The organism is Pseudomonas sp. A-RE-19 (assembly GCF_019956555.1).
Lineage (GTDB): Bacteria > Pseudomonadota > Gammaproteobacteria > Pseudomonadales > Pseudomonadaceae > Aquipseudomonas.
The window spans coordinates 141,582-168,504 of record NZ_JAHBDQ010000055.1; the positions used below are offsets into that span (position 1 = coordinate 141,582).

Annotated in this window: 22 protein-coding genes; 5 read left to right on the forward strand and 17 right to left on the reverse strand. The window is 59.0% G+C overall.

Features of this window, described 5'->3' with window-relative positions; translation table 11 throughout:
• Positions 1-90: 90 nt before the first annotated feature.
• Positions 91-1,008: a transcriptional regulator MetR gene (metR, locus tag KGB14_RS23875; RefSeq protein WP_223489090.1), complete on the reverse strand. Its 918-nt coding sequence runs from the start codon at positions 1,006-1,008 to the stop codon at positions 91-93.
• Positions 1,009-1,128: 120 nt separating this feature from the next.
• On the opposite strand from metR, the gene metE reads away from it, so the two are divergent.
• Together metE and KGB14_RS23885 are read left to right on the forward strand one after the other, a co-directional pair.
• On the forward strand, positions 1,129-3,441 hold the full coding sequence (gene metE / locus KGB14_RS23880; RefSeq protein ID WP_223489091.1) for a 5-methyltetrahydropteroyltriglutamate--homocysteine S-methyltransferase: 2,313 nt from the start codon (positions 1,129-1,131) through the stop codon (positions 3,439-3,441).
• A gap of 233 nt (positions 3,442-3,674) precedes the next feature.
• Positions 3,675-4,709 carry an alpha/beta fold hydrolase gene (locus tag KGB14_RS23885; RefSeq protein ID WP_223489092.1) on the forward strand — a complete coding sequence of 345 codons (1,035 nt, stop codon included), beginning with the start codon at positions 3,675-3,677 and terminating at the stop codon, positions 4,707-4,709.
• A 111-nt stretch (positions 4,710-4,820) separates the two neighbouring features.
• Here the strand turns inward: KGB14_RS23885 and KGB14_RS23890 are convergent, their stop codons facing one another.
• On the reverse strand, positions 4,821-5,177 hold the full coding sequence (locus KGB14_RS23890) for a DUF6124 family protein (protein WP_223489093.1): 357 nt from the start codon (positions 5,175-5,177) through the stop codon (positions 4,821-4,823).
• Positions 5,178-5,820: 643 nt separating this feature from the next.
• Between KGB14_RS23890 and KGB14_RS23895 the strand changes: the two genes are divergently transcribed.
• The 3 genes from KGB14_RS23895 to KGB14_RS23905 all read left to right on the forward strand — a co-directional run bounded on the left by KGB14_RS23895 (position 5,821) and on the right by KGB14_RS23905 (position 8,254).
• Complete coding sequence (locus KGB14_RS23895) at positions 5,821-6,516, forward strand: hypothetical protein (RefSeq protein WP_223489094.1); 696 nt, start codon at positions 5,821-5,823, stop codon at positions 6,514-6,516.
• On the forward strand, positions 6,513-7,421 hold the full coding sequence (locus tag KGB14_RS23900; RefSeq protein WP_223489095.1) for a hypothetical protein: 909 nt from the start codon (positions 6,513-6,515) through the stop codon (positions 7,419-7,421). The genes KGB14_RS23895 and KGB14_RS23900 overlap by 4 nt, the downstream gene beginning before the upstream one ends.
• 167 nt (positions 7,422-7,588) lie before the next feature.
• Entirely contained in the window at positions 7,589-8,254 is a 666-nt protein-coding gene (locus KGB14_RS23905) for a DsbA family oxidoreductase (protein ID WP_223489169.1), read from the forward strand.
• A gap of 79 nt (positions 8,255-8,333) precedes the next feature.
• Here KGB14_RS23905 and KGB14_RS23910 read toward each other — a convergent pair whose 3' ends face one another.
• The 15 genes from KGB14_RS23910 to glpK form a co-directional block, all read right to left on the reverse strand.
• Complete coding sequence (locus KGB14_RS23910; RefSeq protein WP_223489096.1) at positions 8,334-10,520, reverse strand: lipase family protein; 2,187 nt, start codon at positions 10,518-10,520, stop codon at positions 8,334-8,336.
• A gap of 12 nt (positions 10,521-10,532) precedes the next feature.
• The gene (locus KGB14_RS23915) at positions 10,533-11,327 is read right to left on the reverse strand and encodes a hypothetical protein (protein ID WP_223489097.1); all 795 of its coding nucleotides are present in this window, start codon (positions 11,325-11,327) and stop codon (positions 10,533-10,535) included.
• A 13-nt stretch (positions 11,328-11,340) separates the two neighbouring features.
• Entirely contained in the window at positions 11,341-12,114 is a 774-nt protein-coding gene (locus KGB14_RS23920) for a hypothetical protein (protein WP_223489098.1), read from the reverse strand.
• Positions 12,111-12,965 (reverse strand): DUF4123 domain-containing protein, encoded by an 855-nt coding sequence (locus tag KGB14_RS23925; protein ID WP_223489099.1) that lies wholly within the window; start codon positions 12,963-12,965, stop codon positions 12,111-12,113. Before KGB14_RS23925 ends, KGB14_RS23920 begins: the two co-directional genes overlap by 4 nt.
• On the reverse strand, positions 12,962-15,031 hold the full coding sequence (locus KGB14_RS23930; protein ID WP_223489100.1) for a type VI secretion system tip protein VgrG: 2,070 nt from the start codon (positions 15,029-15,031) through the stop codon (positions 12,962-12,964). The genes KGB14_RS23925 and KGB14_RS23930 overlap by 4 nt, the downstream gene beginning before the upstream one ends.
• Positions 15,032-15,225: 194 nt before the next feature.
• Entirely contained in the window at positions 15,226-15,555 is a 330-nt protein-coding gene (locus KGB14_RS23935; protein WP_223489171.1) for a GlpM family protein, read from the reverse strand.
• An 8-nt stretch (positions 15,556-15,563) separates the two neighbouring features.
• Positions 15,564-16,892 (reverse strand): sigma-54-dependent transcriptional regulator, encoded by a 1,329-nt coding sequence (locus tag KGB14_RS23940; RefSeq protein WP_223489101.1) that lies wholly within the window; start codon positions 16,890-16,892, stop codon positions 15,564-15,566.
• Positions 16,889-18,790, reverse strand: a complete 1,902-nt coding sequence (locus tag KGB14_RS23945; protein WP_223489102.1) for a sensor histidine kinase — start codon at positions 18,788-18,790, stop codon at positions 16,889-16,891. The genes KGB14_RS23940 and KGB14_RS23945 overlap by 4 nt, the downstream gene beginning before the upstream one ends.
• 191 nt (positions 18,791-18,981) lie before the next feature.
• Positions 18,982-19,716 (reverse strand): amino acid ABC transporter ATP-binding protein, encoded by a 735-nt coding sequence (locus KGB14_RS23950; protein ID WP_223489103.1) that lies wholly within the window; start codon positions 19,714-19,716, stop codon positions 18,982-18,984.
• Entirely contained in the window at positions 19,713-20,384 is a 672-nt protein-coding gene (locus tag KGB14_RS23955) for an amino acid ABC transporter permease (RefSeq protein ID WP_223489104.1), read from the reverse strand. The genes KGB14_RS23950 and KGB14_RS23955 overlap by 4 nt, the downstream gene beginning before the upstream one ends.
• Positions 20,384-21,130, reverse strand: coding sequence for an amino acid ABC transporter permease (locus tag KGB14_RS23960; protein WP_223489105.1), 747 nt, complete (start codon positions 21,128-21,130; stop codon positions 20,384-20,386). The genes KGB14_RS23955 and KGB14_RS23960 overlap by 1 nt, the downstream gene beginning before the upstream one ends.
• 194 nt (positions 21,131-21,324) lie before the next feature.
• Positions 21,325-22,239, reverse strand: coding sequence for a glutamate/aspartate ABC transporter substrate-binding protein (locus KGB14_RS23965; protein ID WP_223489106.1), 915 nt, complete (start codon positions 22,237-22,239; stop codon positions 21,325-21,327).
• Positions 22,240-22,684: 445 nt separating this feature from the next.
• Positions 22,685-24,223 (reverse strand): glycerol-3-phosphate dehydrogenase, encoded by a 1,539-nt coding sequence (gene glpD, locus KGB14_RS23970; protein WP_223489107.1) that lies wholly within the window; start codon positions 24,221-24,223, stop codon positions 22,685-22,687.
• 295 nt (positions 24,224-24,518) lie between these two features.
• Positions 24,519-25,274: a DeoR/GlpR family transcriptional regulator gene (locus KGB14_RS23975; RefSeq protein ID WP_007898523.1), complete on the reverse strand. Its 756-nt coding sequence runs from the start codon at positions 25,272-25,274 to the stop codon at positions 24,519-24,521.
• 94 nt (positions 25,275-25,368) lie between these two features.
• Complete coding sequence (gene glpK / locus KGB14_RS23980) at positions 25,369-26,874, reverse strand: glycerol kinase GlpK (RefSeq protein WP_223489108.1); 1,506 nt, start codon at positions 26,872-26,874, stop codon at positions 25,369-25,371.
• Between the last annotated feature and the right edge of the window lie 49 nt (positions 26,875-26,923).

Below are 26,923 nucleotides of genomic sequence, written 5' to 3' on the forward strand. Positions count from 1 at the left end.
GCCCGCGAAGGCGGCTTCATATCCAGCGTTGATGTTGGCTGACACACCGCTTTCGCGGGCAAGCCTCGCTCCTACAGGGGCTGTGGTGTTCTATCGGACGGCACTAACCCCATCCAGCGTCGAAAACGACGTGTCCTTGGCCGTCAGCAAGAAGTCGCGCATGTACGGCGCGTCCAGCATGTCGGCGCGAATCCCGGCGTAGAGCGTCGCAAACAAACCTTTCTCGCCAAGCCGCTTGGCCTTCACATAACCCCGTGAGCTGTATTCATGCAGCGCCCAATGGGGCATGCCGCAGACGCCGCGACCGCTGGCTACCAGTTGCATCATCATCACCGTCAGTTCCGACGTGCGGACCTGGGCCGGTTCGATGTCGGCCGGTTCCAGGAAGCGGGTGAAGATGTCCAGCCGATCACGCTCCACCGGGTAGGTGATCAAGGTTTCCGTGAGCAAATCTTCGGGCACGATGTACGGCTTGTTTGCCAGGCGGTGCTGGTTAGCCACCGCGAGCATGGCTTCGTAGGTGAACAACGGCACATAAGTGATCCCGACCAGTTCCAGCGGGTCGGAGGTCACCACCAGGTCCAGATCGCCCCGGGCCAAAGCCGGCAGCGGGGCGAAGGAGAAACCCGAGGTCAGGTCCAGCTCGACTTCCGGCCAGGCATCGCGGAACTGATCGATGGTCGGCATCAGCCATTGAAAGCAACTGTGGCACTCGATCGCCATGTGCAAACGCCCCGCAGTGCCGCCGGCCAGCCGCGCAATGTCACGCTCGGCGCCGCGCAGCAACGGCAAGGTGGCGTCGGCCAGTTGCAGCAGGCGCAAGCCGGCGCTGGTGAAGCGCACCGGTTTGGTCTTGCGCACGAACAGCGGCATCCCCAGTCGTTCCTCAAGCTCCTTGAACTGGTGAGACAGCGCCGACTGGGTCAGGTGCAGGCGGTCGGCCGCATCCACCAGGCTGTCGGCTTCGCGCAAGGCATGCAGGGTTTTCAGGTGACGGATTTCAAGCACCGGGGGCTCCATGAGGAAAACTTGTGATCAACACGAAAAGGTTGAGTTTGTCTCATGTTGGCTTGGGTGTCGACAATAGGGCCATGTTTTACAGCATCTTTTAGAGAGAGAACGTTCACCATGGCTCAGGCTCACACACTTGGTTTTCCGCGCATCGGCGCCGACCGCGAATTGAAAAAAGCCCTTGAATCCTACTGGAAGGGCGATCTCGATCAGGACGCCTTGAAAAACGTCGGCCGCCAATTGCGCGCCACCCATTGGCGATTGCAGAAAGACGCCGGCATTGACTTGCTGCCCGTGGGCGACTTCGCCTGGTACGACCAGGTGCTGACTCATTCTCTGACCTTCGGTGTCATCCCCGAACGTTTCGACAGTGCCAAGGATTCCCGCGGCCTGCCGACACTCGACACCCTGTTCGCCATGGCCCGTGGTGCTACCGCGGCCTGCTGCGACGGTGAACATGGCAAGGCGCAATACGCTCAGGAACTGACCAAGTGGTTCGACACGAATTACCACTATCTGGTCCCGGAATTCACCGTTGACCAACAATTCAAACTGAGTTGGGGACAGCTGTTCGACGAAGTCGAAGAAGCCAAAGCCCTGGGCCACAACATCAAACCGGTGATTATCGGCCCGCTGACTTACCTGTGGCTGGGCAAGGCGAAAGGCAACGACTTTGATAGGCTGGATCTGCTGGAGCGCCTGCTGCCGATCTATGGCGAAATCCTCGGTCGCCTCGCCGGCCAAGGCGTGGAGTGGGTGCAGATCGACGAACCGATCCTGACCCTCGACCTGCCACAGGCCTGGAAAAACGCCTTCGAGCGCGCCTATCACATCCTTCAATACTCGCCGCTGAAAAAGCTCGTGGCGACCTACTTCAGTGGTCTGGAAGACAACCTCGGCCTGGCCGTCGGCTTGCCGGTGCAAGGCTTGCACATCGACGCCGTGCGCGCGCCGGATCAACTGGGCCAAGTGCTGGATCGCCTGCCCACCTACAAGATTCTCTCGGTAGGTCTGGTCAACGGTCGCAACGTCTGGCGCTGCGAACTGGAGCAAGTGCTGGCACAACTGCAACCGGCTCAGGAACGCTTTGGCGACAACCTGTGGGTCAGCAGTTCCTGCTCGCTGCTGCACAGCCCGGTGGACCTGGAGCGTGAAGACAAACTCGACCCGGAACTGAAAAGCTGGCTGGCGTTTGCCGTGCAGAAGTGCGGTGAAATCGCCGTGCTGCGTGATGCCCTCAACGATCCGCAATCACCCAAGGTGCAAACCGCCCTGGCTGAAAGCCGCGCCATTGCGGCCAGTCGCGCCCAATCCCCGCGTATCCACAAGGCGGATATTCAGGCTCGAATCAACGCCATCGGCGCGGCGGACAGCCAACGCCATTCACCCTTTGCCAAACGCATCGAACAACAACAGGCACGGCTGAAACTGCCGGCGTTCCCGACCACCACCATCGGTTCGTTCCCGCAGACCGCCTCGATCCGTCTGGCGCGTCAGGCCTTCAAGCAAGGCAAGCTGTCGGCCAACGATTACACCGATGCCATGCACAGCGAAATCCGCCACGCGGTGCAAATTCAGGAACGCCTGGGGCTGGACGTGCTGGTGCACGGTGAAGCCGAGCGCAACGACATGGTCGAGTACTTCGCCGAACAACTGGACGGTTACCTGTTCACCCGCTTCGGCTGGGTGCAGAGCTACGGTTCGCGCTGCGTCAAACCGGCGATTATTTACGGCGACCTGAGCCGTCCAAAGCCGATGACGGTCGACTGGATCACCTATGCCCAGAGCCTCACCGACAAGGTCATGAAGGGCATGCTCACCGGTCCCGTGACCATGCTGATGTGGTCGTTCCCGCGCGAAGACGTGTCGCGCAAAGTCCAGGCGCAGCAACTGGCGTTGGCCCTGCGCGATGAAGTGGTGGACCTGGAAAACGCCGGCATCAAGATCGTGCAGATCGACGAAGCCGCCTTCCGCGAAGGGCTGCCGCTACGCCGGGCGCAATGGCAGGAATACCTCGACTGGGCGGTGGAAGCCTTCCGCCTGAGTGCATCGGGCGTGCATGACGAAACCCAGATTCACACCCATATGTGCTACAGCGAATTCAATGACGTGATCCAGTCCATCGCCGCCATGGACGCCGACGTGATCACCATCGAAACCTCGCGCTCGGACATGGAGCTGCTGGAGGCCTTCGAAGCGTTCGACTACCCGAACGACATCGGCCCGGGCGTTTATGACATCCACTCACCACGGGTGCCGGACACGGCCGAGATGGTGAAGTTGATGAGCAAAGCAGTGAAACGGATTCCGGCGGAGCGGTTGTGGGTCAATCCCGATTGCGGGTTGAAGACTCGCGGCTGGCCGGAGACTGAGGCGGCGTTGGTCAATATGGTGGCGGCGGCGAGGCAGTTGCGGAGTCAGTTGGCTTAAGGACGCCATCGCGAGCAGGCTCGCTCCCACATTGGATTGAGGTCGATCGCAGGTTTTGTGTACGACATCCATCAAAAAATGTGGGAGCGAGCCTGCTCGCGATGAACGATAACGCGGTCTTGAAAATGACCGTTCAGCACTCTTCATCAAACTGTCACGTAACTGTGGCAGCGCGCTTGAACAAACTTCATCAGACTCGCGCTCTACTGGAGTTCTGCGTTTCGGTGTTTTTCATGCGTGCACGATTTTTATCCACAGCGGTCTTTCTGGCCGCTGTGTTATTCGGCTTTCCGTCTCTTGCGGCGTCTCGTTGCGATGTCAATGTTCCGACCGAACGGGTCGATCTGGATCAGGTGAGCCTGGCGTACCAGAGCATTGGCCGTGCCTCGGACCCGGCGTTGTTGCTGGTGATGGGCCTGGGCGGGCAGTTGATTCACTGGCCGGACGAGGTGGTGGTCGCGTTGTGTCAGCAGGGTTTTCGGGTGATTCGCTATGACAATCGCGATGTCGGCCTGTCGACCTGGCGGCAGAAGCCCGTCGACGCCAACCTGACGTTCGAAGTGTTGCGCTACAAACTCGGCCTGCCGGTATCGGCGCCCTACACCCTGACCGACATGGCGGGCGATGCCTTTGGACTGATGGATGCCTTGCACATCCAGCAATTTCACGTACTGGGCGCCAGCATGGGCGGGATGATCGCCCAGCATATGGCGGCCATGGCACCGCAGCGGGTCGAGAGCCTGACGTTGCTGATGACCAGCTCGGGCGCCGAAGGTTTGCCGGCGCCGAGTGCGGCGCTGGTGCAGTTACTCGCGCGACGCGGTGCGCCGAATCGCGAAGTGGCGCTGGAGCAACAGGCTGATTTGCTCGCGGCGCTGGGCAGTCCTTCGGTCACTGATGATCGGCAGGCGTTGCTGCATCAAGCGGCGCTGTCTTATGACCGGGCGTTCAACCCTGAAGGCGTCAAGCGCCAGATCATGGCGATCCTTGCCGAGCGCAGTCGCGTGGACCTGCTCAACCAATTGCGCGTGCCGACGCTGGTGGTGCACGGCACTGCCGATCCGCTGTTGCCGGTGATGCATGGCGTGCACCTGGCGGCGCACATTCGTGGCAGTCAGTTGAAGCTGATCCCGGGGTTGGCGCATCGATTCCAGGAAGCCTTCAAAGCGCCGTTGCTGGCGGCGGTGTTGCCGTACTTGCAGGCCCATCGCGAAGACACTTCACACTGGGCACAGATCGATCCAGTGGTCGAACACAATCTTCTATAACCCCCCCAATCCAATTGTGGGAGCGAGCCTGCTCGCGATGGCGGACCAGTCAGCATTGCTGTAGCAGACAGACCGCTATCGCGAGCAGGCTCGCTCCCACAGGTTCTGGTTTTACGTTGGAACGAAGTTATCAAGCATCCGGTTCACCGCCAGTTCACCCAACATGACGGAGTTCTGGATGCCGAGCACGGTGTTGCGTTGCGGGCCGTTCAGCAGCCCCGCGAAATCGCTCAACATCACGCTCGCTGACGCCAGGGATTCGCAGGCGCTGACCAGCAGGGTTTCGTTATCGGCGTCGGGGGCGACGGAGTAAAGGGTGCTGGGTCTGCGTGGAGTGTCTTTGGGAATGACTGGTTTGAGGTAGTAATCGAGGGCGCGGTCGGCGGCTTTGTTGAGCTTATTTGAGTTTGGGGTTTCGTATGGGGAAACGTCGTCGGTTTCCGGCGGGTTTGGAGTAATTTTGAACATTGGTACGGTAATCCTTTTAGTAGAGCCGCAACCTATCTCGCTACTAAACGGAATGGGAGGCAGCTGTGCGCAAGTTAGTAGACCGGCTACCGACCAAACCGGCGCGCCCGAGGGCACCATGCGCACAGCCACCATCAAGTGCAGGCGAATACCTGACTAGATGACACTTGTACGGCCAGTTAGGAAAAGCCGGGCTACTAAACCCGATCACTGGGAATCAGTGACACGAACCAAGTTACCGACGGGCCTCCAGGCGCACAAGCCGGCGGATTCTGACGTGGTTGTAGGCGACGACGCAAGACGCTGTAGCTTTCAGGAAGTAACGCTAAACAGAACTAAACACACCCTCCCAAACACCCCAAAACCTGTGGGAGCGGGCAAGCCCTAATGCCAGTCAGTTAAGGATAAATCGGACCTGTAGGAGCCAGGCTTGCCGGCGAAAGCGCACTTAAGGACGCCTTCGCCGGCAACCCTGGCTCCTACAAAAAGCGGTTTGCTCGCTTAACTGACTGGCATTAGGGCAAGCCCGGCTCCCACAGGGAGAGTGGAACGGCTGGTCAAAAAATATATCAATGTGCCACTATGGTTTTTGCCGAGGCTGCCGACATAAGCAGCATCGTTAATAATCATAAGGACTTGATCCATGAATCTTCACGCTCTACGCACCTGGGCAGCACTGATGTTGTTCGCCTGCCTGACCCTCACTGGCTGTGCCCACGTACAACCTCCAGTACCGCTGGACCAGCAGTTCTGGGATGCAAAAGAACCGACTATTGGCGTGGCGATCACTGTGGTGCCGGAGCCGGTGCTGGCGTTGACCGGCAATCAGGGGCTTCTCGATTACGCCATCAACAAGGGTGTTAACAGCAAGCTCAGTGACAACGTCGAAAAATGGCAAGTGGGCGACCTTCACACCTTGCCGGATGTCCTTGTCGCCAAGCTGCAGGCCAAGGGTTACAAAGCCAAGCGCATCAACGAGCCGGTCGACCTGAAGGCTTATAAGGAAACCAGTTTCCGCGAAGGCTACATGACCCGTGACATGACGCCGGTCAAGGCCGCCTACGGCGTCGATCGTCTGCTGCTGGTGAATGTCTACGCCACCGGTGCCACCCGCAGCTACTACAGCGTTGTGCCGACCAGCGTGCCGATGGCGCAGGTGGGCGGGCAGGGCATGGTGATCGATCTGGCAGACAACAAACTGCTGTGGTTCAAACCCTTTGTCGCTACGCAAGCCGCCCAGGGCGAATGGGACGAGCCGACCTATACCAACTTGTCCAACGCGTTCTATCAGGCTATGGACAATAGCCGTCAGCAAATGATCACCCCGTTCGCGCAATGACGCGCCTGCCCATAGTGGCGGGTGTGCTGGCCCTGCTGATGCTGACGGGGTGTGCGCAAAAACCGGCCCCCGAGGCCGGTTTCAAGGACCAGAGTGCCTTGCCTTACGTCCAGGCACACGGGCTTAAGGTCGACGTGCAGTTGCCGCAATCCTTTGTCGGTGCCAGCACCGTGATTGACTCGCAGGCGGCCTTGAAGGCTGCGTCGTCGAGTCATAATCTGGTGGCCAGCTCAGGCAACGGTGCCGGGCTTGCCGGCTTGCTGGTGGCCAGCCTGATTAACACTCAGATGGGCAGCGGCAGCTTGCAGCGCGATGCGGAAAAAACCGCGCTCAACGAGGCGCGACCGATGGCCGATTTGCTTGCAGGCGTTCCGTTGCAGGAGCGTCTGCAACAGCGCTATCAACAGGCTTCGCAAGTGGCCGGGTTCAAGCAAGGAGAAGGGCAGGTCACCGCACGCTTGGTGATTGAACCCAAACTGATGCTTACCCCCGATCGCGGCAGTTTCGTGCTGATCAATCAGGTGCAGGTCCAGGACATTGCCGGTTCGGCGCTGTATCGCATGCGGATCGAAGTCGTCAGCCAGCCGATTCGGCGCTGTGGCAAGCAGTGCATCGACGACGGCGACCTCGATTTGGCGAAGGTCACTGCGGTGCTCGACGAATGTATCGATGAATCGATGCGGGTTCTGGCCACTGACCTGATGCAGCCAACACCGCCAGCGGCCGCCCAGGAAACCTTGCGTTATAACCTTGATGGCCAGCGAGTGGTCGAGCGTGGTTATCAACTGGCCAACAACGGAAACTATTGGCGTTATCGCAACCTCTACGGGGCAGTGAAATCGGTGCCGGTGCCGTTTGAGGATGCGTTGACACAAGCGCAGTTGCAGAAGGTTTACGGGCAGTAACCAAGAAACCTGCCCCTTACCCCGTACCCGAGCTGCCGCAGACTGCGATCTTTTGATCTTGATTTTTTCTAGACCGCTGAAGGTCAGGATCAAAAGAGCGCAGCCTGCGGCAGCTCCGGGTGTATCGTTCGAACTTTCCGGCGCGATTCAAGCCTGTGAGGTAAATGATGAGTACCCCCCTGAAAATCGATTTCGTCAGCGACGTGTCCTGCCCCTGGTGCGTCGTCGGCTTGTACGGCCTGACCCGTGCCCTGGATTTGCTCGGCGATGAAGTCCAGGCCGAAATTCGTTTTCAGCCGTTCGAACTGAACCCGAAAATGGCCCCCGAAGGCCAGAACATCACCGAACACATCAGCGAAAAATACGGCTCGACCCCAGAGCAATCGCAGAAGAATCGCGAAATGATCCGCGCGCGCGGCGCCGAGGTCGGGTTTGCGTTTCGCACCGACGGCAACAGCCGCATCTACAACACGTTCGATGCTCATCGGTTGCTGTTTTGGGCGGGGCTGGAAGGGTTGCAGTTCAATCTGAAAGACGCCTTGTTCCAGGCGTATTTCATCGAGGGCGGCAACCCTTCCGATCACACTCAACTGGCACAGATCGCCGAAAACGTGGGGCTGAATCGCCAGCGGGCCGAAGCGATTCTGGCATCGGATGAATTCGCCAAAGAGGTTCGCGAAGAAGAGCAGTTGTGGCTGTCGCGTGGCGTGAGTTCAGTGCCCACCGTGGTGTTCAACGGGCAATACGCGGTGAGCGGCGGGCAGCCGGTGGAGACGTTTGTCGGGGCGATTCGGCAGATCATGAGTGAGGCGAAGGGCGGTACTGTCAGCTGATCGTGCAAGCCGCTTTTGTGGCGAGGGAGCTTGCTCCATCGCCACACGGGAGGCTCGGGCAAAGCCCGGTTGTGTTTGTTCAAGTAATCGAATCGATGTCGAGGGTATGCGGCGCCCCTATGGTATGCCCGTAGATCGACGTCAATAACGCGTCTTCGTTTACGCTCTTCGGCGCCATGGCCCACTGCTCAACGACTTGATTTTCTGCATGGGCAAGCCAGCGTTGCAGGTTTTCTGCCAGCCGCTCGGGCTGAGTCGAAAGCGATCCATAGACCTTTTTTTCGCTGACACGCTCGCGCCGCAAGGTTTTCAGCCGTTCGAGCGTCACGTGTATTTTGTCGATCTCAAGCATGAAGGCGTTGATTTGCGCTTCGTGAGTTTGTCGGTGCTTCAGGGTTTGGTTCGATAAATGACCTCGCCTGGCTCGCAACTGAGCGGTAATACTTTGGAGTGCCTGCTCGACCCATCCAAACTCCAGGTCGGTGACGAGGGAGCGTTTTGCCCCCAGTGCTTCCTGAGAACGCTTGAGTGATGCCCAGCAGGTGGGAACGTAGCTGCCGACCATCGAGTGGTTACCGGCATTAAACAGTTGGGTCAGCAGCGAAGGTCGATCCGGGAGGCCGTTTTTTTGCTGGATGGCCACCGAGCAGGCGGCATGCTGGGCAATGGTGTCGCAGCCGGGCTCCCACAGGATCATGGACATTTCCTTGCGGCTGAACTGCACCGGCATCGCGTGATGCAGGGTGCCATGGTGTTCGTAGGGTTCGCCGTTCCAGTTAGTGATGCCGGCGACAAATACCGAGAGGCCAACGGGCACGTTGACGAAGGTCAGCGCTGCCCCGGTCCCGAAAACGTCAACCTTGGTGTCCATCCAGGTGCCGGGCACGCTCGGCACCGGGTCGTTGTGGGCGACCATGCGGTAGTGCACCAGACCCTTGGCACCTTTTACGAAATTGGCATCACCGGCGCGGGGGGCGCCGTAGGTGTAGAGCTGGATGTTGTAGGCTTCCGGCCTGCGACGCAGCATTTCTGAGAGTAACAAGGCCACTGCGCCACCGAGGCTGTGGCCGCAGATCAGCAGTTTTTGACCAGCATAAAACCTGTCGAGGTATTCCACGACGAAGTTATAGGCTTGCTGCGCTGCCCGGTAAAAACCACGGTGTACCCTGCTGTCGGTGTCTTCAAATGGCACTTGAAACGCATCGGCGTCGCGCAGGCCATCCGCGACGATTTCATAGGTGCCACGTACCGAAATCAGGATCAGCTCGTCGTGATGGGTGATGAATGCCTGGGTATCGGTGGATTCCGAGCCAAGTTTCCTGTCGTCTAAGAAGTGAATTTTGGCGGGATGTTCCTGGTCACCTTCGAGCTCCGGCTTGTTTACTGGATAGAGATCTGGGTCGAATGGCATGATTTCCAAACGCTTGGAGTACGGCACATCCTCGTACAGTGGGTAATAAGCTTTTGTTTGCGCCGCATCGACTTTCCAAAGTTCATCGAATTTGGCCAGTGCATCCCCGAACCAGTTGCCGACGCTTGGTTGCAGGGGGAAGCTCACGGTCCTGGTTCTGACGGGTTGATCATCGGGCTGCTGACCGAAGGGGCAATAGCTCAAGGTGGCCATCAGTGCCAGTTGATAGAGGTTGAGCGCACAGAACTCGGCGTCGGTTGACAGCATGGGGCGCAAGGCCCGTAGCGGGCGCACTTCCAGTACCGTGTGTTGTAGCGGCATGAGAGCAACACCGCTTTGACCCTGTTTACCCATGATCTTCGCCGGCCCCGTTTCAATCGGGTAATGGCTGTAAACCTGCGGCGGTAAATGCGAGGCATGCCTGACCAGATGGCGCACTTCCACTTGAAAAAAAGCATCAGCGCAGGCTTGTGCGGGGTTTTCTTTGGTGCGGGTGGAGTTTTGGTTCAAGTAGCGGGTTTGCTCGGCGCGTACTTGGAGTTCAGTGATTTTGAGGGGGTAATGAGGTCTTCCTTGTAAAAACGCATAGGCCTTTTCATGCCCTTGGTATTTTTGGTCAAGGAGTAGCAAGATAGGGCCGGCAAAGTGGTTGTCCACTTTTCCCATGCCCGATATATCCAACACTCCGTCGTATTCTTGCCCTTCCGAATCGGTTACGACGTAGGCCAACCCGGCATAGGGTTCGCCAGAGCCGAACTCGTCGACTAACTGAAAGCTGCTCCATCGACCCTGTGCGGGGCACGCCAATACGCGGCTGCTCAGCGGCGACTCCAGTTCTTTTTCCAATGACGTCATGTCGAAATCTCCTTATTCAGTACAGCCTGGGTAAATGGTGCATTGCTTTCCGTCGGGCATCTGAAAGCCGCTGAAGTCCTTGTAGTTGCCAAAGCAAAACGCGTATTGGTCTTCGAAGTTATCGCCCATGCATCGCTTCCAACCGTTCGGCACTTTGACCCATGTATCCCCAATGGCTGGCTTTTCCTCTTCAGCCAACTTGATGCGCATCCTCACGGTTTTTCCCGGCAGTTGGTCCGGGGTGTACGCAGCGAAGGGTTGGCCACGTCCGCGCTCGCCCTGTGCGTTGATCGTTTTGCAGTTGAGGAGTTTTCTAAGGATGCGAGGCTTGCCTGAGGTGCGGAACAGCCATTGGCATTCACCGTCGAAGGTGCTTTCACCCGCCTTGTTAACGATGCCTTTGTATCGATCTTCCACCTCGTCGCGAATGAACACGCTGGCGATATCCGTACCAAAATCTCCCCGGGCTTTACCGTAAGTCCCATAGATTTTCAGCTCGATGCGGCTAATGACCAGCGGGCACCCACTGACCGTTCGGCGCAGGGCAATCTCAGCGTTTGGCTGGTAGTTTTCACGCCATTTCATGTTGTACCCGACTTCTGTATTTCTCCCGCCGGGCACGGTGCAGGTTTCGCCTTTGGCGGGCACATACACGGCAATGGCCTGGTAGGTGAAGTCGGGCGGTAAATCGGCGGTGAAGGTGAACGTGTTCGGCTGGCTGGTGGCACAGCCTGCGGTTAACGCGAGACAACAGCCTAAAACGGGGCTTTTAAACAGCGACTTCACCAGTGGATACGACGTTGTCATGGGGGAGATGTCCTTATTCAGTGCAGCCTGGGTAAATGGTGCATTGCTTTCCGTCGGGCATCTGAAAGCCGCTGAAGTCCTTGTAGTTGCCAAAGCAAAACGCGTATTGGTCTTCGAAGTTATCGCCCATGCATCGCTTCCAACCGTTCGGCACTTTGACCCATGTATCCCCAATGGCTGGCCTTTCCTCTTCAGCCAACTTGATGCGCATCCTCACGGTTTTCCCCGGCAGTTGATCGAGCGTGTACGCCGAAAACGGTCGACCCCGCCCCGGTTCGCCCTGCGCATCGGTTTTTTTGCAATCAAGGATTTTTACGATGCGCCGTTTTGGCCCGACGGTGCGAAACAGCCATTGGCACTCACCGAAGAAGGTACTTTCACCTGCCTCGTTGAAGGCACGTTTGTACTGCTCCTCCAGTTCATCGCGAATGACGACCCCAGCTGTATCCCCGCTTTGATCTCCCCAGTCCTTGCCATAAGCCGATTTGATATCCAGCTTGATGCGGCTAATGACCAACGGGCACCCACTAACCGTTCGGCGCAGGGCGATTTCAGCGGTTGGCTGGTAGTTTTCACGCCATTTCATGTTGTACCCGACTTCAGTATTTCGTCCTCCCGGCACGGTGCAGGTTTCGCCTTTGGCGGGCACATACGCGGCAATGGCCTGGTAGGCGAAGTCGGGCGGTAAATCGGCGGTGAAGGTGAATGTGTTCGGCTGGCTGGTGGCACAGCCTGCGGTTAACGCGAGACAACAACCCAAGTTAGCGGTTCGTAATGCGCGTTTCATGGCGGGGCTTCTCCTTGCCAAAACTCCGTTACCTGATGCACCCGTTCGAAATGCTCAATGGGCGTTTCATCAGGACGCGCCTGCCAGTGCGGCGGCAGCGTGTACGCGGGCGCCTGCAAACTCTGGGTCAGCAGAAACGCCAATTGCTCCGGCTCCAGCCAGCCCCATGCCTGCGCCAAGGCCAGTCGGTCGCGTAACCAGGTGTCTGGGTCATGCAGTTCGGCGAGTCTGACGTAGGCTTTCAGATGCGCTGCCAACAAGTAGCGGTGGGCATTGAGCCGGCGAATCTCTGAAGCCTGCGGATGTGGGGTCGGTGCGTGCAACCAAAGAGGTTCATCCGGTACTGGATACGTGCCGGGGGCAGGGCTGACGGCGGTTTTCCAGCCTGTACCGTTCCAGTAGCACACACTGATCGCCGGTCCGAGATAGGCCGGATAAGCCTCGACAGGCAGATGTTCAAGTGCGCGAGCCAATACTCGATTGTCGTGAAAGCGATACAGCGCCCGATGGGGACGCGTGCCGATGATCAGGCGCTCCTGCCAGTGACTCACCAGTTTGCGCAGTTCGCCTTTTGGCAGGCTGACCAGCCAGCCCCAGTTTCGCTGCGGGTGCTCGAGCAGTTCGTCAATACGGCGGTCGCCGGGTTGGTCCAAGGTGAAAATGAACGGACCGGCGTCAGCCAGGTCAGCGATGTGGGTGCCGCTGTAGACGCCCAAGTACTGTTCAAATTGGCTGGAGTTCAGCAATAACTGGCGCGTTTCGCGCTCATTCTCCGAGTCCAGCACCAGACATACTTCATGGCCAAAGCGCCGCTGTTCGGTCATCCACTGGCGGGGGAGTGTATCCATCATGCGGCAGCTCCTTCAGTCGGGCAGAGGCCAGCCCGGCAGGTTTCGCAGAGGGGGCAGAAATCCGCCTCCAGCGCGTGACTGACCGCCATTAGCTCATTCTGGGAAGGCGCGATGATCGGGGGCAATTCGGGGGGCGCAGACAAGGCATCAGTGGATCCCGGCATCGGTAGCGATGCGTCCGGGCCCGGCACGGGCGTACCGCCAATCTGGATTTGGCTGCTGCTGAAAATTCCACCGGGGCCCATCACAAAGTGTTCGCTGCCGGTGCTGATACTGACACCCACGCGCGCTTTCAGAATCAGGTAATCAGCCTCGATGACAATTTCCCGGCCCGCTTTGGTCACCAGCATCCCATCGACCAGGGTGTGGCTGTTGCCGGCGACGTGCAGGTAGTCACTGGCCTGGAGCTGGACCTGCCGGTCCCCGGTAATGGTTCGATGTTCTTTGGCTTTCAGTACGGTGAAGCTGTCGCCGTTAACGGTTTCCCGACGTTCGTTGCCCACTTCCAGGCGGCTGTCGTTTTCAACCTTCTGCTCCATATCTCGCTGGGCACGCAGGTAAATCAACTCCTGGCCGGTACGGTCTTCCAGGTGCAGTTCATTGAAACCCGTGCTGTCGGGCGAACTGCGGGAGCGAAACACGCTGCGGGTCTTGTGCTTGGGCAATTCATAAGGCGCTGGATTCGCGCTGTTCACAAAACATCCGCTGATCACTGGTTGATCCGGGTCACCTTCGAGAAAGCTGACCAGTACTTCCATGCCCACTCGCGGGAGTGTGCTACTGCCATACGCATTGCCGGCCCAACCGGTGGCCACCCGCACCCAAAAACTGCTTTTGTCGTCGTAACGGCCTTCGCGATCCCAGAAAAACTGCACCTTCACCCGACCGTATTGGTCGCAGTGGATCTCTTCACCCTCGGGGCCGGTGACCACGGCCGTTTGATTGCCGGACATTCTCGGTTTGTCGTGGATCTGTGGCGGGCGGTAGAACACCTCCCAGGGCGTGGCGACGAATTGGTTGCGATAGCCTTGAAAACCCTGTTCGACATCGGCGGCGTTACTCACCGCACTCTCTTCGAGGACTTGCGGCATCCGCCCTTCGTGCTGAACCTCAGTCAGCAACCACAGCTGGTTCCATTCATCAATGGGATGCTCGGACAGTTGCAAAAAGTGCCCGGCGGCCAGTGAGGCCTGATCGCTTTTCCCCTGCGCTTGCTCGCAATCGGCACGATGGCGTTCCAGCTCACGCAGACTCAGGCGCTTACCCCGCTCACGCTGGGTAAAGCGGCCCGGGTAATCGTAAATCTCCAGATCCGGCTGGGCAGTGTCGAGGGTGGGGTGATAGCCGGAGTCGAGCTGGATACGGGCTTTCTCAAAGTCGTAGGCGCGGCGAGCGCTTCGGTTGGAGCGGGTTTGCTCCCACACATCAAAGAAATTGACTACCGGCTTTTGCGCGACCATGCCGCTGTCCTGCTTGAAAGGCGTCGCACCGTCGAGTCGGGGAAACACGGTCTGGTCGTCACCGAACACCAGCACATGCTGATCGCGGCGATGGCGAAAGTGGTAATGCAGCCCCTCTTCCTCGCACAGTCGCTGTATGAAACCCAGATCGGACTCATGGTATTGAACGCAGAAGTCACGTGGTGGGTAAGTCGAGCCGAGCTGGAACAGGCAGGCGTCTTTGAGGATCCCGTGTTCCGCGAGTAGCCGCTGGATGATCTGCGGGACCGACAGGTTTTGAAAAATCCGCTGGTTGGTGCGATGCGCCAGATAGGCCAGCTGAGGAACCAAGGTCATGCGGTAGCGGGTCAGGCGTTTACCCGGGCTGCCTCGGGCAAAATCGTACACCTGCCCGTGAATGCCAGCGCCGCTGTCGTTGAAGGCCAAAAAGGCGCGTTTGTGCAGCAGGATTTTCGCGGTGAGGTCCCGTCGTTCGCTGACCAGTTCGAGATCAAAGGCGTAAGGCTGGCTGATGAATTCCTTGCCGCTGAATGAAAGCACCTGAAGGTCGTGCAATAAATCGTCGACAGTCAGGCTGAAACGGGCGTGTGGGTTGGCGTCGAACATCCATGACTCCTTGTCCTATGCGTGGCATTGGCTTCGGGACGTTGATGCACCGGTGCAAAAGACCTTCCATGGTCAGTCACAACTGAACGTCCTGAAGCCGGGTTCAATGCCACGCTAACAAGGGATTAAACGAATTGATGTCAGACGCTTCCCAAAATGCTGTTACACATCACAGTACTCGCGACGGTTGGTGGTCAGGCCTGGAGGCGAACCCAGACAGTTACGAGCACCGTCGCCGCCATCAACCACGCCACCGCCGCCACCGCCAGCGACGCCTCCAGCCGCATCCGGTCGACCATCACATACAAGGTCGCCAGGTAGACGAAGTACGGAATGATCGACCACATGCCAAACACGATGGTGGTTTTCAGATCATCGAGCGAGCGCCCTTTGCCGACGATGTAATGGGCGATCAGCGCAAAGGTCGGAAACAGCGGCACCAGGCCTGCGATGTAATAGTTTTTGGTCTTGGCCAGCATGGCCAGGATCACCACCACCGCCGCGCCCAGGGTTGCTTTGAAAATCAGGTCCATCAGTGGCTCAGCCCGTATTTCTTCACTTTGTCGAACAACGTGGTCTTGGCCATCCCCAGTTCCAGACTGGCTTGGGTCAGGTTGCCGCCACTGCGTTGCAAGGCATCGCTGAGCAGGTTGCGTTCGAAGGCTTCCACCGCTTCGGCGAAGGCCAGGCCCTGGTTACTGCCGCTGGCGCCGGATTTTTTGAAGGCCGGCAGGCCGAGGGCGAAGCGTTCGGCGACGTTGCGCAATTCTCGCACGTTGCCCGGCCAGTCGTGGCTCATCAGGATCGATACAGTCTGATTGTCCAGCTCCGGCACGGCGCGGTCGAAGCGCAGGGATGACTGCTGCAAAAAGTGTTCGAACAATTGCAGGATGTCTTCGCGGCGTTCGCGCAGCGGCGGCAGTTCCAGGGTTACCACGTTCAGGCGGTAATACAGGTCGCTGCGAAATTCGCCGGCCTTGCTCGATTGATCCAGATCGGACTTGGTCGCGGCAATCACCCGGCAATCCACCGCCACGCTCTGGTTCGAGCCGAGGCGTTCGAGGGTGCGTTCCTGCAACACCCGCAGCAGTTTGATCTGCAATGGCAGCGGCATGCTTTCCACTTCGTCGAGGAACAGCGTGCCGCCATCGGCGTGTTCGATCTTGCCGATCCGCCGCTTGCCGGCACCGGTGAAGGCGTTGGCCTCGTGGCCGAAGATTTCGCTTTCGAACAGGTTCTCCGGCAGGCCACCGCAGTTCAGCGCGACGAACTGTTTGGTGTGCCGACGGCTGAAGTCGTGCAGGCAGCGCGCAACCAACTCTTTACCGGTGCCGGTCTCGCCTTCGATCAGCACGTTGGCCGAGGTGTCGGCGACGTTGGCGATCAGTTCCCGCAGGTTCTGCATGGCCGGCGAGCGCCCGATGATCCGGCCTTCGAGGGAATCGCGTTCCGCCAGTTGCCGGCGCAACGAAGACACTTCCCGCGCCAGGCTGCGTTGCTCCAGCGCGCGGCGGGCAACATCCACCAAACGTTCGGGGGAGAAGGGTTTCTCCATGAAGTCGTAGGCGCCTTTCTGCATCGCGCCGACGGCCATCGAGATGTCGCCATGGCCGGTAATCAGCACCACCGGCAGGCTGCGATCGCGGGCCTTGAGCCGGGTCAGCAGTTCCAGGCCATCGATGCCCGGCAGGCGGATGTCGCTGATGACGATCCCGGCGAAGTTATCGCCGACCCGCTCCAGCGCTTCTTCGGCGCTGCCGACGCCCACGCAGGGAATGTCTTCCAGGGTCAGCGCCTGTTGGCAGCCGAGCAGGACATGGGGGTCGTCTTCGACGATCAGCACACTAAGGTCGTTGTTCATATTGGCTCGGCGGGAGTGGGGCTTACCAACGGTAAACTGAGGACGAAGGTGGTACCACCGCTGGCGGGGTGCTCGACACCCAGATGCCCGCCCGTGGCGGCAGCCAGGCTCGCTGAAAGAGTCAGGCCGAGGCCCAGGCCCTGTTCACCGGGTTTGGTGGTGAAGAACGGTTCGAACAGATGCTTGCGCGCTTCGGCATCGATGCCGTGGCCGTTGTCGCGCACCCGCAGGCGATACTTGCCGTCGAATTCCTCGCCTTCAAGCCATAACGCCGGTTGAGGTTGTGACTGCATGGCGTCGAGCGCATTGCCGATCAGGTTCACCAGAATCTGCTCCAGACGGGTCTGGTCGATCTGCACCTGCACGTCGGCAAAGTCGCGGTGCAATTGCAGATGCGCGCTTTCCATCCGGCTGCCCAGCAGTTGCAGGGCGGCCTCCACGGCTTTGCCAAGGCTGGCCTGGCCCTTGTCGTCACCGCGTCGGGCGAAGGAACGCAGGCTGGCGGTGATCCGGCCCATGCGGTCGATCAGTTCATTGATGGTTTTGAGGTTGGTGCTGGCCACATCCAGCTGACCGCGTTCCAGAAAACGCACGGTGTTGCCGGACAAGGTCCGCAAGGCGGCCAGCGGCTGGTTCAATTCGTGGGCGATGCTGGTGGACATCTGGCCGATGGCGGCCAGTTTGCCGGCCTGGACCAGTTCATCCTGGGCGCGGCGCAAGGTTTCTTCAGCCTGCCGGCGTTCACGGATCTGGCCCTTGAGCCGTTCGTTGCTGGCGCGCAGGTCGGTGGTGCGTTCGGTAATCCGACGCTCCAGTTGATTGTTGGCTTCCTGCAGGGCTTCCCGCGCCGCGAGGCGGGTGGCGATCACCTTGCGCCGCTCGTTCCAGGCAATCAGCAGAAACGCCACCAGGGCAAACGCCACCGCCACCAGAATCCCTTGATTGATCGCTTCACGCCGCAGGTCTTGCAGGGGCGTGAGCAGGGTGAAATTCCATGGGGTATCACTCAGCGGTCGGGTTTGCGACAGGTAGCTGATGTTCTCTTCATCGGACATCAGTTCGCTGTTGGCGGGGAAGGTCAGTTTTTCCTCGCCTTCGGCCAGTTTCTCCCGCGCCAGCGGTTGCAGTTCATTCAGCGGATACCAGTAATACTGGAGGCTGCGGGCCAGGCGTTCCTTGGTGTCGTCGCTCAACGGCACCACCGACTTGAGCCGTCGCGCCGGATCGCTGGAGAGAATGATGATGCCGTTCTCGTCGCTGACGAAGGCTTCCAGGCGCGCGCGCTGCCAGCGTTCTTCCATGGCTTCGAGGCGAACCTTGACCACCGCGACGCCGATGATCTTGCCATGCTCTTCCAGGCCATGAGCCAGGTAATAGCCGGGTTCGCCGCTGGTGCTGCCGATGCCGTAGAAACGCCCCGGCTGACCACGCACGGCGTTCTGGAAATAGGCGCGGAAGGACAGGTCTTCACCCAGATAACTGTCGACATCGCGCCAGTTGCTGGTGGCCAGTACGCGACCGGTGGTGTCCATCACATAAATGGCCCGACTGCGGCTGCGCCGGTTCAGGCCTTCAAGGTATTCGTTGACCGTCTGCCGGAGTTCCGGCGACGGGTCGGCCAACAGCCTGGAAACACTGGATTCCAGTTCCAGCAGGCTGGGCAGGTAGGTGTACTTGCTGATCTCGCTCTCGACGGCGCGGGCGTGCAGCTCCAGCTGACGCTGGCCGTTCTCGCTGAGGCTGCGAATGCCGTAGTGTTCACTGACCCAGAAGCCGATGTAACCCAATCCGATCATCAGGGCGATGATCAGCGGCGGCAGGAACAGATGGCGAATCAGACGGGGTTTCACGGCGAGTGATGGCGGCGCTGCGCGGTAGAGAGTGGAGTCGCATTTCATCACAGATGCCTTGGGTCAACCACAACACAAATATCCATATACCCACGGGCCCCTGTGGGAGCTGCTGTGTGGTGATCCGTAGGAGCCAGGCTTGCCGGCGAAGGCGTCCTTGAGAGCGCCTTCGCCGGCAAGCTTGGCTCCTACGAAAAGCTGTCCGCTCCCACATTAGTTGGGGAGCGGTGTCTTCCTGCTTAGTGCTGCAGAATTTTCTCGAGGAAATGCTGCGCACGCTCGGAGCGGGCGTTGATGTCGCCGAAGAACTCTTCTTTCTTGCAGTCTTCGATGATTTTGCCCGCGTCCATGAAGATCACCCGGTCCGCCACTTTGCGGGCGAAGCCCATTTCGTGGGTCACGCACATCATGGTCATGCCTTCATGGGCCAGTTGCACCATCACGTCGAGCACTTCGTTGACCATTTCCGGGTCCAGCGCCGAGGTCGGTTCGTCGAACAGCATGACGATCGGGTCCATCGCCAGCGCACGGGCAATCGCCACACGCTGTTGCTGACCGCCGGAGAGCTGGCCAGGATGCTTATGCGCATGGGCAGACAGCCCGACGCGCTCAAGCAGTTGCAGGCCTTTCTTGGTGGCTTCTTCCTTGCTGCGGCCCAACACCTTGATCTGCGCGATGGTCAGGTTTTCGGTAATGGTCAGGTGCGGGAACAGTTCGAAATGCTGGAACACCATGCCCACGCGCGAACGCAGTTTCGGCAGGTTGGTCTTCGGGTCGGCGATGGAGGTGCCATCGACGATCACGTCGCCTTTCTGGAACGGTTCCAGTGCGTTGACGCATTTGATCAGGGTGGATTTGCCGGAACCGGACGGCCCGCACACCACGATCACTTCGCCTTTTTTGACCTCGGTGCTGCAGTCAGTCAGTACCTGGAAGTCGCCATACCACTTGTTGACATTCTTGATAGAGATCATACGGCAAACCTTTTTTGCAGACGCTTGACCAGCTGCGAGGCGGCAAAGCTGATGATGAAGTATGTGAAACCGGCGAAGATCAGGAACTCATTGGAGCGGCCGATGATGTCGCCACTGGCGCGCGAGGCATTGAGGAAGTCCACCAGACCCACCGCGTAAACCAGCGAGGTGTCTTGAAACAGGATGATGCTCTGTTGCAGCAGCAGCGGGGTCATCTTGCGGAACGCTTGCGGCAGGATGATCAGACGCATCATCTGGCCGTACGTCATGCCCAGGGCCTGAGCTGCGCCCATCTGCCCCTTGGGAATCGACTGCACGCCGGCCCGGACGATTTCGCAGAAGTACGCCGCTTCAAACATCATGAAGGCCACGATGCACGAGGCGAACGCACCAATCGGGGTATCTTCGCCGGTGATCCAGCGCAGCACGAACGGTACCGCCAGGTAGAACCAGGTGATCACCAGCAGCAGCGGGATCGAGCGGAAGTAGTTGACGTAGGCGCCGGCCAGGTTCGACAGCAGTTTGCTGTGGGACAGGCGCATCAGGGCCAGGATGGTGCCGAGGATGATCCCGCCGATTACGCCCATGGCCATCAGCTTGAGGGTCATGACCATGCCGTTCCACATACCCGGCAGGGAAGGGATGATGCCCGAGAAGTCGAATTCCATCATTTACCCCCTACGGAGATCAGGCCCGGTACGGCGACTTTCTTCTCGACCAGGCGCATCAGCAGCATCAGGCTCATGTTCAGGGTGAAGTAGATCAGCGTTGCCAGGGTGAAGGCTTCGAACAGGTTGGCGGAGAACTCGGCGGTCTGTTTGGTTTGCGCGAGCAGTTCCATCAAGCCGATCAGCGAGGCCACGGATGTGTTCTTGAACACGTTGAGGAATTCGGAGGTGAGCGGCGGAATGATGATCCGGTAGGCCTGGGGCAGCAGCACGTTCCAGTAGATCTGCGGCAGCTTGAAACCCATGGCGCGGGCGGCGGATTCCTGGCCGCGAGGCAGCGCCTGGATACCGGTGCGCACTTGTTCGCAAACCCGAGCGGTGGTGAACAGGCCCAGGCAGACGACGACGCTCAGGAAAGCCGAAGTGGTCGGGTTAAGGTCCTGTTTGTACCAGTCCTGCAGGTTTTGTGGCAGCAGATCAGGCACCAGGAAGTACCAGATGAACAGCTGCACCAGCAGCGGCACGTTACGGAAGAGTTCGACGTAGCAGGTCGCGATGCCCGATACGAGGCGATTCGGTACGGTGCGCATGACGCCCAGAATCGAGCCCAGTGTCAGGGCGATGACCCAGGCCACGATGGCGATGGCAATGGTCCAGCCCAAACCGGTGATGTACCAGTCGAGATAGGTCTCGCTGCCCACGCCGGTGGACTTGAAGAACACGCCCCAGTCCCAGTTGTAATTCATTAGGGTCTCCCCTCGGATTCGATCGATGTACAAGTACCCGCCAGGGGAAGCTTCGTTCCCGCCCTGATCGTGAAGATCAGGCACACACGAACGGCTCGACAGCCACCGGTTCGAGTGTTTCCAAAAATGCCAGCAGGGGGTGACAAACTCCTGGAAGGGCCGGGCCCTCTCAGGAGATAAGGGTAGTCAGAAAATCAGGACTTCTTGTCGTCAGCCGCTTTATCGGTCGGATTGGCGATCAGGGCCTTGAGCTCGTTGCTCATCGGGAAGTTCAGGTTCAGGCCTTTTGGCGGGATCGGCTGCATGAACCATTTTTCGTAGATCTTGTTGATCTCGCCCGACTTGTAGGTGGCGACAATGGCGTCATCCACAGCCTTCTTGAACGGCTCGTCGCCCTTGCGGACCATGCAGCCGTAGATTTCGTAGGACTGTGGAGTACCGGTTACCACCCAGTCATCCGCCTTCTTGGCCTTGGCTGCTTCGCCGGCCAGCAGGGCGTCGTCCATCATGAACGCGACGGCACGGCCCGACTCCAGCATCTGGAATGACTCGCCGTGGTCTTTGGCGGAGATGATGTTCATGCCCATCTGCTTGTCGGCGTTCATCGACTTGAGGATGCGCTCGGACGTGGTGCCGGCGGTGGTCACGACGTTCTTGCCTTTGAGGTCCGGGAAGTCTTTGTACGGCGAGTCTTTCTTGGTCAGCAGCTTGGTGCCGATTTCGAAGATGCCGACGGAGAAGTCAACTTGCTGCTGACGCTCGACGTTGTTGGTGGTGGAACCGCATTCGACGTCCACGGTGCCGTTCTGCACCAGCGGGATACGGGTTTGCGAGGTCACCAGGTTGTATTTGACCTGGAGGTTGGGCATGTCCAGGTCTTTCTTGATGGCTTCGACGATTTTCAGCTGGATATCGTGGGCGTAGCCAACCGGTTTGCCGGAAGCGTCCGCGATGTAGGAAAACGGAATGGAAGCGTCACGATGCCCGAGGGTGATGGTGCCGGACTCTTTGATCTTCTTCAGTGTGCCGGTGAGTTCGGCGGCGAAAACTGGAGTGCTAATCAGAGCGGCAGCAATGGCTGCGCCCAGGATATGGGGAACGATGCGCATCAAACTTTCCTCGACATTGTTTTTTTTATGGAGCCAGTTCATCGGCCTTTTTCAGCTTCGAATGCCTGATGGCTCCTGAGGTGTTGGCACAAACAGGCATTCGTCCAAGAGATTAGAGCATGACTCGTGCCAGGCCAGGCATAGTTGGTCAAGTTATTGATTTATAAAGGTATTAAATATTTATGGCGCATTTTTTCAAGATCAGTAATCCGGTTATCCGAATCGACCGACAAGTCGCGTTCGGAAAACCGAATGCAATCCTGGGTTTACCTCATCCCTTGTGGGAGCGAGCCTGCTCGCGATAGCAGTGTGTCAGCCACGTCGATGTTGAATTGAATGGCCTCATCGCGAGCAGGCTCGCTCCCACAAGGGATATGCGGTGTCTGGGATGAAAAAAGCCCCTGAATCGTGAGATTCAGGGGCTTCGTTTTAACCGGATTCCCGATCAGGCCGCTTCGATCTTGCTGCGGTTCTGTTCGACCTTGTTCAGGTAATCCTTGAGCTTTTCCTGTTCCGCCGAGGTGGTGAACAACCCAAGCTTGCTGCGGCGCCACAGAATGTCGTGGGCGGTGGTCGCCCATTCTTCGCTGCACAGGTAATCGACTTCCCGGGTGTAGAGGCCGCCACCGATGTGTTCGCCCAGGTCACTGAGGCTTTCCACACCTTCGAGCATGCGCCAGGTGCGGCTGCCGTAAGTGGTGGCCCAACGACGGGCGATCTCGGTGGGTACCCAGTCGAACTTGTCGCGGATCCGCGCGCTCAGTGCCTGTGGCGTGGTCATGTCTTCGCCGCCGGGCAGGGGGGCGCTGGCAGTCCAGCTTGGCTTGACGTGCGTGAAGTACGGGGCCAGTTGCGCCAGCGCCGACTCGGCCAGTTTGCGGTAAGTCGTCAGTTTGCCGCCGAACACTGACAACAGCGGTGCCTCTTCGCCATTGCCCGACAACGCCAGGGTGTAGTCGCGGGTGACGGCCGACGGGTTGTCGGATTCGTCGTTGCACAACGGACGAACACCGGAATAGCTGTGCAGGATGTCGTCGCGGCTGATTTGCTTCTTGAAGTGGGCGTTGACCACTTTGAGCAGGTAATCGGTTTCGCCCTCGGTGATCGCAACTTTCGCCGGGTCGCCGGTGTATTCGCGGTCGGTGGTGCCGATCAGGGTGAAGTGGTTCAGATACGGAATAGTGAAGACGATGCGCTGATCTTCGTTTTGCAGAATGTGCGCATGTTCGCCTTCATACAGTTTCGGCACGATCAAATGGCTGCCCTGAATCAGGCGGATGCCATACGGCGATTCCATCTTCAGGTCGTCACGAATGAACTTGGCGACCCATGGGCCGGCAGCGTTGACCAGTGCCTTGGCGCGGATCGAAAACAGGCTGCCATCGGCGCGTTCCAGGTGCAGGTGCCACAGGCCTTTGGTGCGACGGGCGTTGACGCAACGGGTCTGGGTGTGGACATGGGCACCGTTCTCGCGGGCGGCCATGGCGTTGAGCACGACCAGGCGCGCGTCATCGACCCAGCAATCGGAGTATTCAAAGCCTTTGGTGATTTCGCTTTTCAGCGGGCTGTCCGGGCCGAACTTCAGGCTTTTCGAGCCTTCGAGTTTTTCCCGTTTGCCGAGATGGTCATAAAGGAACAGACCGGCGCGGATCATCCAGGCCGGACGCAGGTGCGGGCGGTGCGGCAGCACGAAGCGCATCTGTTTGACGATGTGCGGCGCCTTGGCCAGCAGCACTTCGCGCTCGGCAAGGGCTTCGCGCACCAGGCGAAATTCGTAATGTTCAAGGTAGCGCAGGCCACCGTGGATCAGTTTGCTGCTGGCCGACGAGGTGTGGCTGGCCAGATCATCCTTTTCGCAAAGGAACACCGAAAGGCCGCGACCGGCGGCATCCGCTGCGATCCCCACGCCATTGATTCCACCACCGATGACGGCGATATCGTAAACCTCGGCGAGAGGGGGCGTAGGCAAGGTAGAAGTGGGCATCGGCTGGCCTCGGTTTTTTTGAATTTCTATATTTGAATTCGAACATTAATGTTCATTTGCGAAAATATTAGCCCATAAAGGCGCCCACAGCCAGTCAACTTCGATTGAAAATACTGATCGAAGGGCGGCTAAAGGAAAATTTACGAACATTTAGATGCGCGTAAGGGCGCGAAAGAAGAGGTGCGGCAGGGATTGCTATCGCGAGCAGGCTCGCTCCCACAAGGGTTGCGCTGAACCTGTGGGAGCGAGCCTGCTCGCGATGGCGTCCGGACAGACAACTAAGATGTGAGGGGGGTTAAACGACTTCCAGCCGAATCTTGTGCTGGCTCAACAACTGCGCCAAGGCCGGCGAAGGCTGCTGATCGGTGACCAGGCAATCGATCAGGCTGATCGGTCCCAGGCGAATCATGGCGTTGCGCCCGAATTTGCTGGAGTCCGCCGCGAGGATGACCTGTCGGGCATTGGCGATGATCGCTTGGGACACCCGTACTTCCTGGTAATCGAAGTCGAGCAGGCTACCGTCTTCATCAATGCCGCTGATGCCGACCAGTGCGAAGTCGACCTTGAACTGGTTAATGAAGTCGACGCTGGCCTGACCCACTACGCCGCCGTCACGCCGCACGTTGCCGCCCGTCAGCAGCACGTCGAAGTCGTCCTTGGCGCTGAGCATCGAGGCCACATGCAGGTTGTTGGTGATGATCTTCAGGTGGTTGTGGTTGAGCAACGCCCGGGCAATGGATTCGGTGGTGGTGCCGATATTGATGAACAGCGAGGCGTGATCGGGAATCTGAGCGGCAATGGCTTCGCCGATACGCTGCTTTTCATCGCGCATCTGATCGGCGCGCATGGCGTAGGCGGTGTTTTCGACGCTGGAATCATAGGCCGCGCCGCCGTGGTAGCGACGCAGCAGATTGACTTCCGCCAGTTGATTGATATCACGGCGGATGGTTTGCGGTGTAACGACGAACAGCTGAGCCATTTCCTCGATGCTGACATAGCCGCGTTCGCGGACCAGTTCGAGGATTTGCTGCTGACGGGGAGGCAGATTCATGGGGCTTCCTTTGGCTGCCGTGCAAAATTTGCCCATGATGCCGCACGAATCCACTCCCTGCCAGTTACATACCGATACGAGTTCTCAGCCTGGCTTATTCAGCGCCCTCGTGCGGTTCCCAATCGCGGGTGCGGCTGACGGCTTTTTTCCAGCCGGCATAGAGTCTTTCCTTCGCGGTTTCGTCCAGCGTTGGTTCGAACTCGCGCTCGATTACCGCTTTGCCGCGTAGCTCGTCCAGGCTGCCCCAGAAGCCGCACGCCAAACCTGCCAGGTACGCTGCGCCCAGCGCGGTGGTTTCGCGCATTTGCGGACGCTCGACCTGAGTGCCGAGGATGTCGGCCTGGAACTGCATCAGGAAGTTGTTCGCGACTGCACCGCCGTCGACGCGCAGGGATTTGAGGCGTTCGCCGGAATCCTGCTGCATGGCGTCCAGAACGTCGCGGGTCTGGTAGGCAATCGACTCCAGCGCGGCACGAATAATGTGATCCACGCGTACGCCGCGAGTCAGGCCGAACAGCGCGCCACGGGCATACGGGTCCCAGTACGGAGCACCCAGACCGGTGAAGGCCGGCACCAGGTACACGCCGTTGCTGTCCTTGACCTTGTTGGCGAAGTATTCGGTGTCGTGGGCGTCGTTGATGATTTTCAACTCGTCACGCAGCCACTGCACGGTGGAGCCACCGTTGAACACCGCGCCTTCCAGGGCGTAGGCCACTTCGCCGCGCGGGCCGCAAGCGATAGTAGTGAGCATGCCGTGCTTGGATTTCACTGCTTTGTCGCCGGTGTTCATCAGCAGGAAGCAACCGGTGCCGTAAGTGTTTTTCGCCTGGCCTGGCTCGACGCACATTTGGCCGAAGAGGGCGGCTTGCTGGTCACCGGCGATACCGCCAATGGCGATGCCGCTTTTGGTGTGGCCGTAGATTTCGGACGAAGACTTAACTTCTGGCAGCATCTCGCGCGGGATGTCGAGAACTTCCAGCATCTTCGCGTCCCACTCCAGCGTGTGGATGTTGAAGAGCATGGTGCGCGAGGCGTTGGTGTAGTCGGTGACGTGCACCTTGCCGCCGGTAAATTTCCAGATCAGCCAGCTGTCGACGGTGCCGAACAGCAGTTCACCCTTGCGCGCACGCTCGCGGCTGCCTTCGACGTTGTCGAGGATCCACTTGAGTTTGGTGCCGGAGAAGTACGGGTCGGTGACCAGGCCGGTGGTGTCGCTGATGTATTGTTCGTGGCCATCGCGCTTGAGCTGCTGGCAGATTTCGGTGCTGCGGCGGCACTGCCAGACGATCGCGTTGTAGATCGGGCGGCCGGTGGTCTTGTCCCAGACCACGGTGGTTTCGCGCTGGTTAGTGATGCCGATGGCCGCGACCTGATCGTGATGCAGGCCGGCTTGCGCCAGGGCCTCGACCATCACGGCGCTTTGGGTGGCGAAGATTTCCATCGGGTCATGTTCGACCCAGCCGGCTTGCGGGTAATGCTGCGCGAATTCGCGCTGGGCGGTGCAGACCACGTTCGCATCACGATCGAAGATGATCGCGCGGGAGCTGGTCGTACCCTGATCGAGGGCAATGATGTAGTTCTTATTCTGAATGTCGGTCATGTCGATTGCCTTGGACGAAATAAGGAAGTGAGGTCAGGCGCGCGATCTT

Coding starts and splice junctions, on each gene's coding strand:
- metE (WP_223489091.1), top strand. CDS start 1,129: ATGGCTCAGGCTCACACACTTGGTTTTCCGCGCATCGGCGCCGACCGC.
- KGB14_RS23885 (WP_223489092.1), top strand. CDS start 3,675: ATGCGTGCACGATTTTTATCCACAGCGGTCTTTCTGGCCGCTGTGTTA.
- KGB14_RS23890 (WP_223489093.1), bottom strand. CDS start 5,177: ATGTTCAAAATTACTCCAAACCCGCCGGAAACCGACGACGTTTCCCCA.
- KGB14_RS23895 (WP_223489094.1), top strand. CDS start 5,821: ATGAATCTTCACGCTCTACGCACCTGGGCAGCACTGATGTTGTTCGCC.
- KGB14_RS23900 (WP_223489095.1), top strand. CDS start 6,513: ATGACGCGCCTGCCCATAGTGGCGGGTGTGCTGGCCCTGCTGATGCTG.
- KGB14_RS23905 (WP_223489169.1), top strand. CDS start 7,589: ATGAGTACCCCCCTGAAAATCGATTTCGTCAGCGACGTGTCCTGCCCC.
- KGB14_RS23910 (WP_223489096.1), bottom strand. CDS start 10,520: ATGACGTCATTGGAAAAAGAACTGGAGTCGCCGCTGAGCAGCCGCGTA.
- KGB14_RS23915 (WP_223489097.1), bottom strand. CDS start 11,327: ATGACAACGTCGTATCCACTGGTGAAGTCGCTGTTTAAAAGCCCCGTT.
- KGB14_RS23920 (WP_223489098.1), bottom strand. CDS start 12,114: ATGAAACGCGCATTACGAACCGCTAACTTGGGTTGTTGTCTCGCGTTA.
- KGB14_RS23925 (WP_223489099.1), bottom strand. CDS start 12,965: ATGATGGATACACTCCCCCGCCAGTGGATGACCGAACAGCGGCGCTTT.
- KGB14_RS23930 (WP_223489100.1), bottom strand. CDS start 15,031: ATGTTCGACGCCAACCCACACGCCCGTTTCAGCCTGACTGTCGACGAT.
- KGB14_RS23940 (WP_223489101.1), bottom strand. CDS start 16,892: ATGAACAACGACCTTAGTGTGCTGATCGTCGAAGACGACCCCCATGTC.
- KGB14_RS23945 (WP_223489102.1), bottom strand. CDS start 18,790: ATGAAATGCGACTCCACTCTCTACCGCGCAGCGCCGCCATCACTCGCC.
- KGB14_RS23950 (WP_223489103.1), bottom strand. CDS start 19,716: ATGATCTCTATCAAGAATGTCAACAAGTGGTATGGCGACTTCCAGGTA.
- KGB14_RS23955 (WP_223489104.1), bottom strand. CDS start 20,384: ATGGAATTCGACTTCTCGGGCATCATCCCTTCCCTGCCGGGTATGTGG.
- KGB14_RS23960 (WP_223489105.1), bottom strand. CDS start 21,130: ATGAATTACAACTGGGACTGGGGCGTGTTCTTCAAGTCCACCGGCGTG.
- KGB14_RS23965 (WP_223489106.1), bottom strand. CDS start 22,239: ATGCGCATCGTTCCCCATATCCTGGGCGCAGCCATTGCTGCCGCTCTG.
- glpD (WP_223489107.1), bottom strand. CDS start 24,223: ATGCCCACTTCTACCTTGCCTACGCCCCCTCTCGCCGAGGTTTACGAT.
- KGB14_RS23975 (WP_007898523.1), bottom strand. CDS start 25,274: ATGAATCTGCCTCCCCGTCAGCAGCAAATCCTCGAACTGGTCCGCGAA.
- glpK (WP_223489108.1), bottom strand. CDS start 26,874: ATGACCGACATTCAGAATAAGAACTACATCATTGCCCTCGATCAGGGT.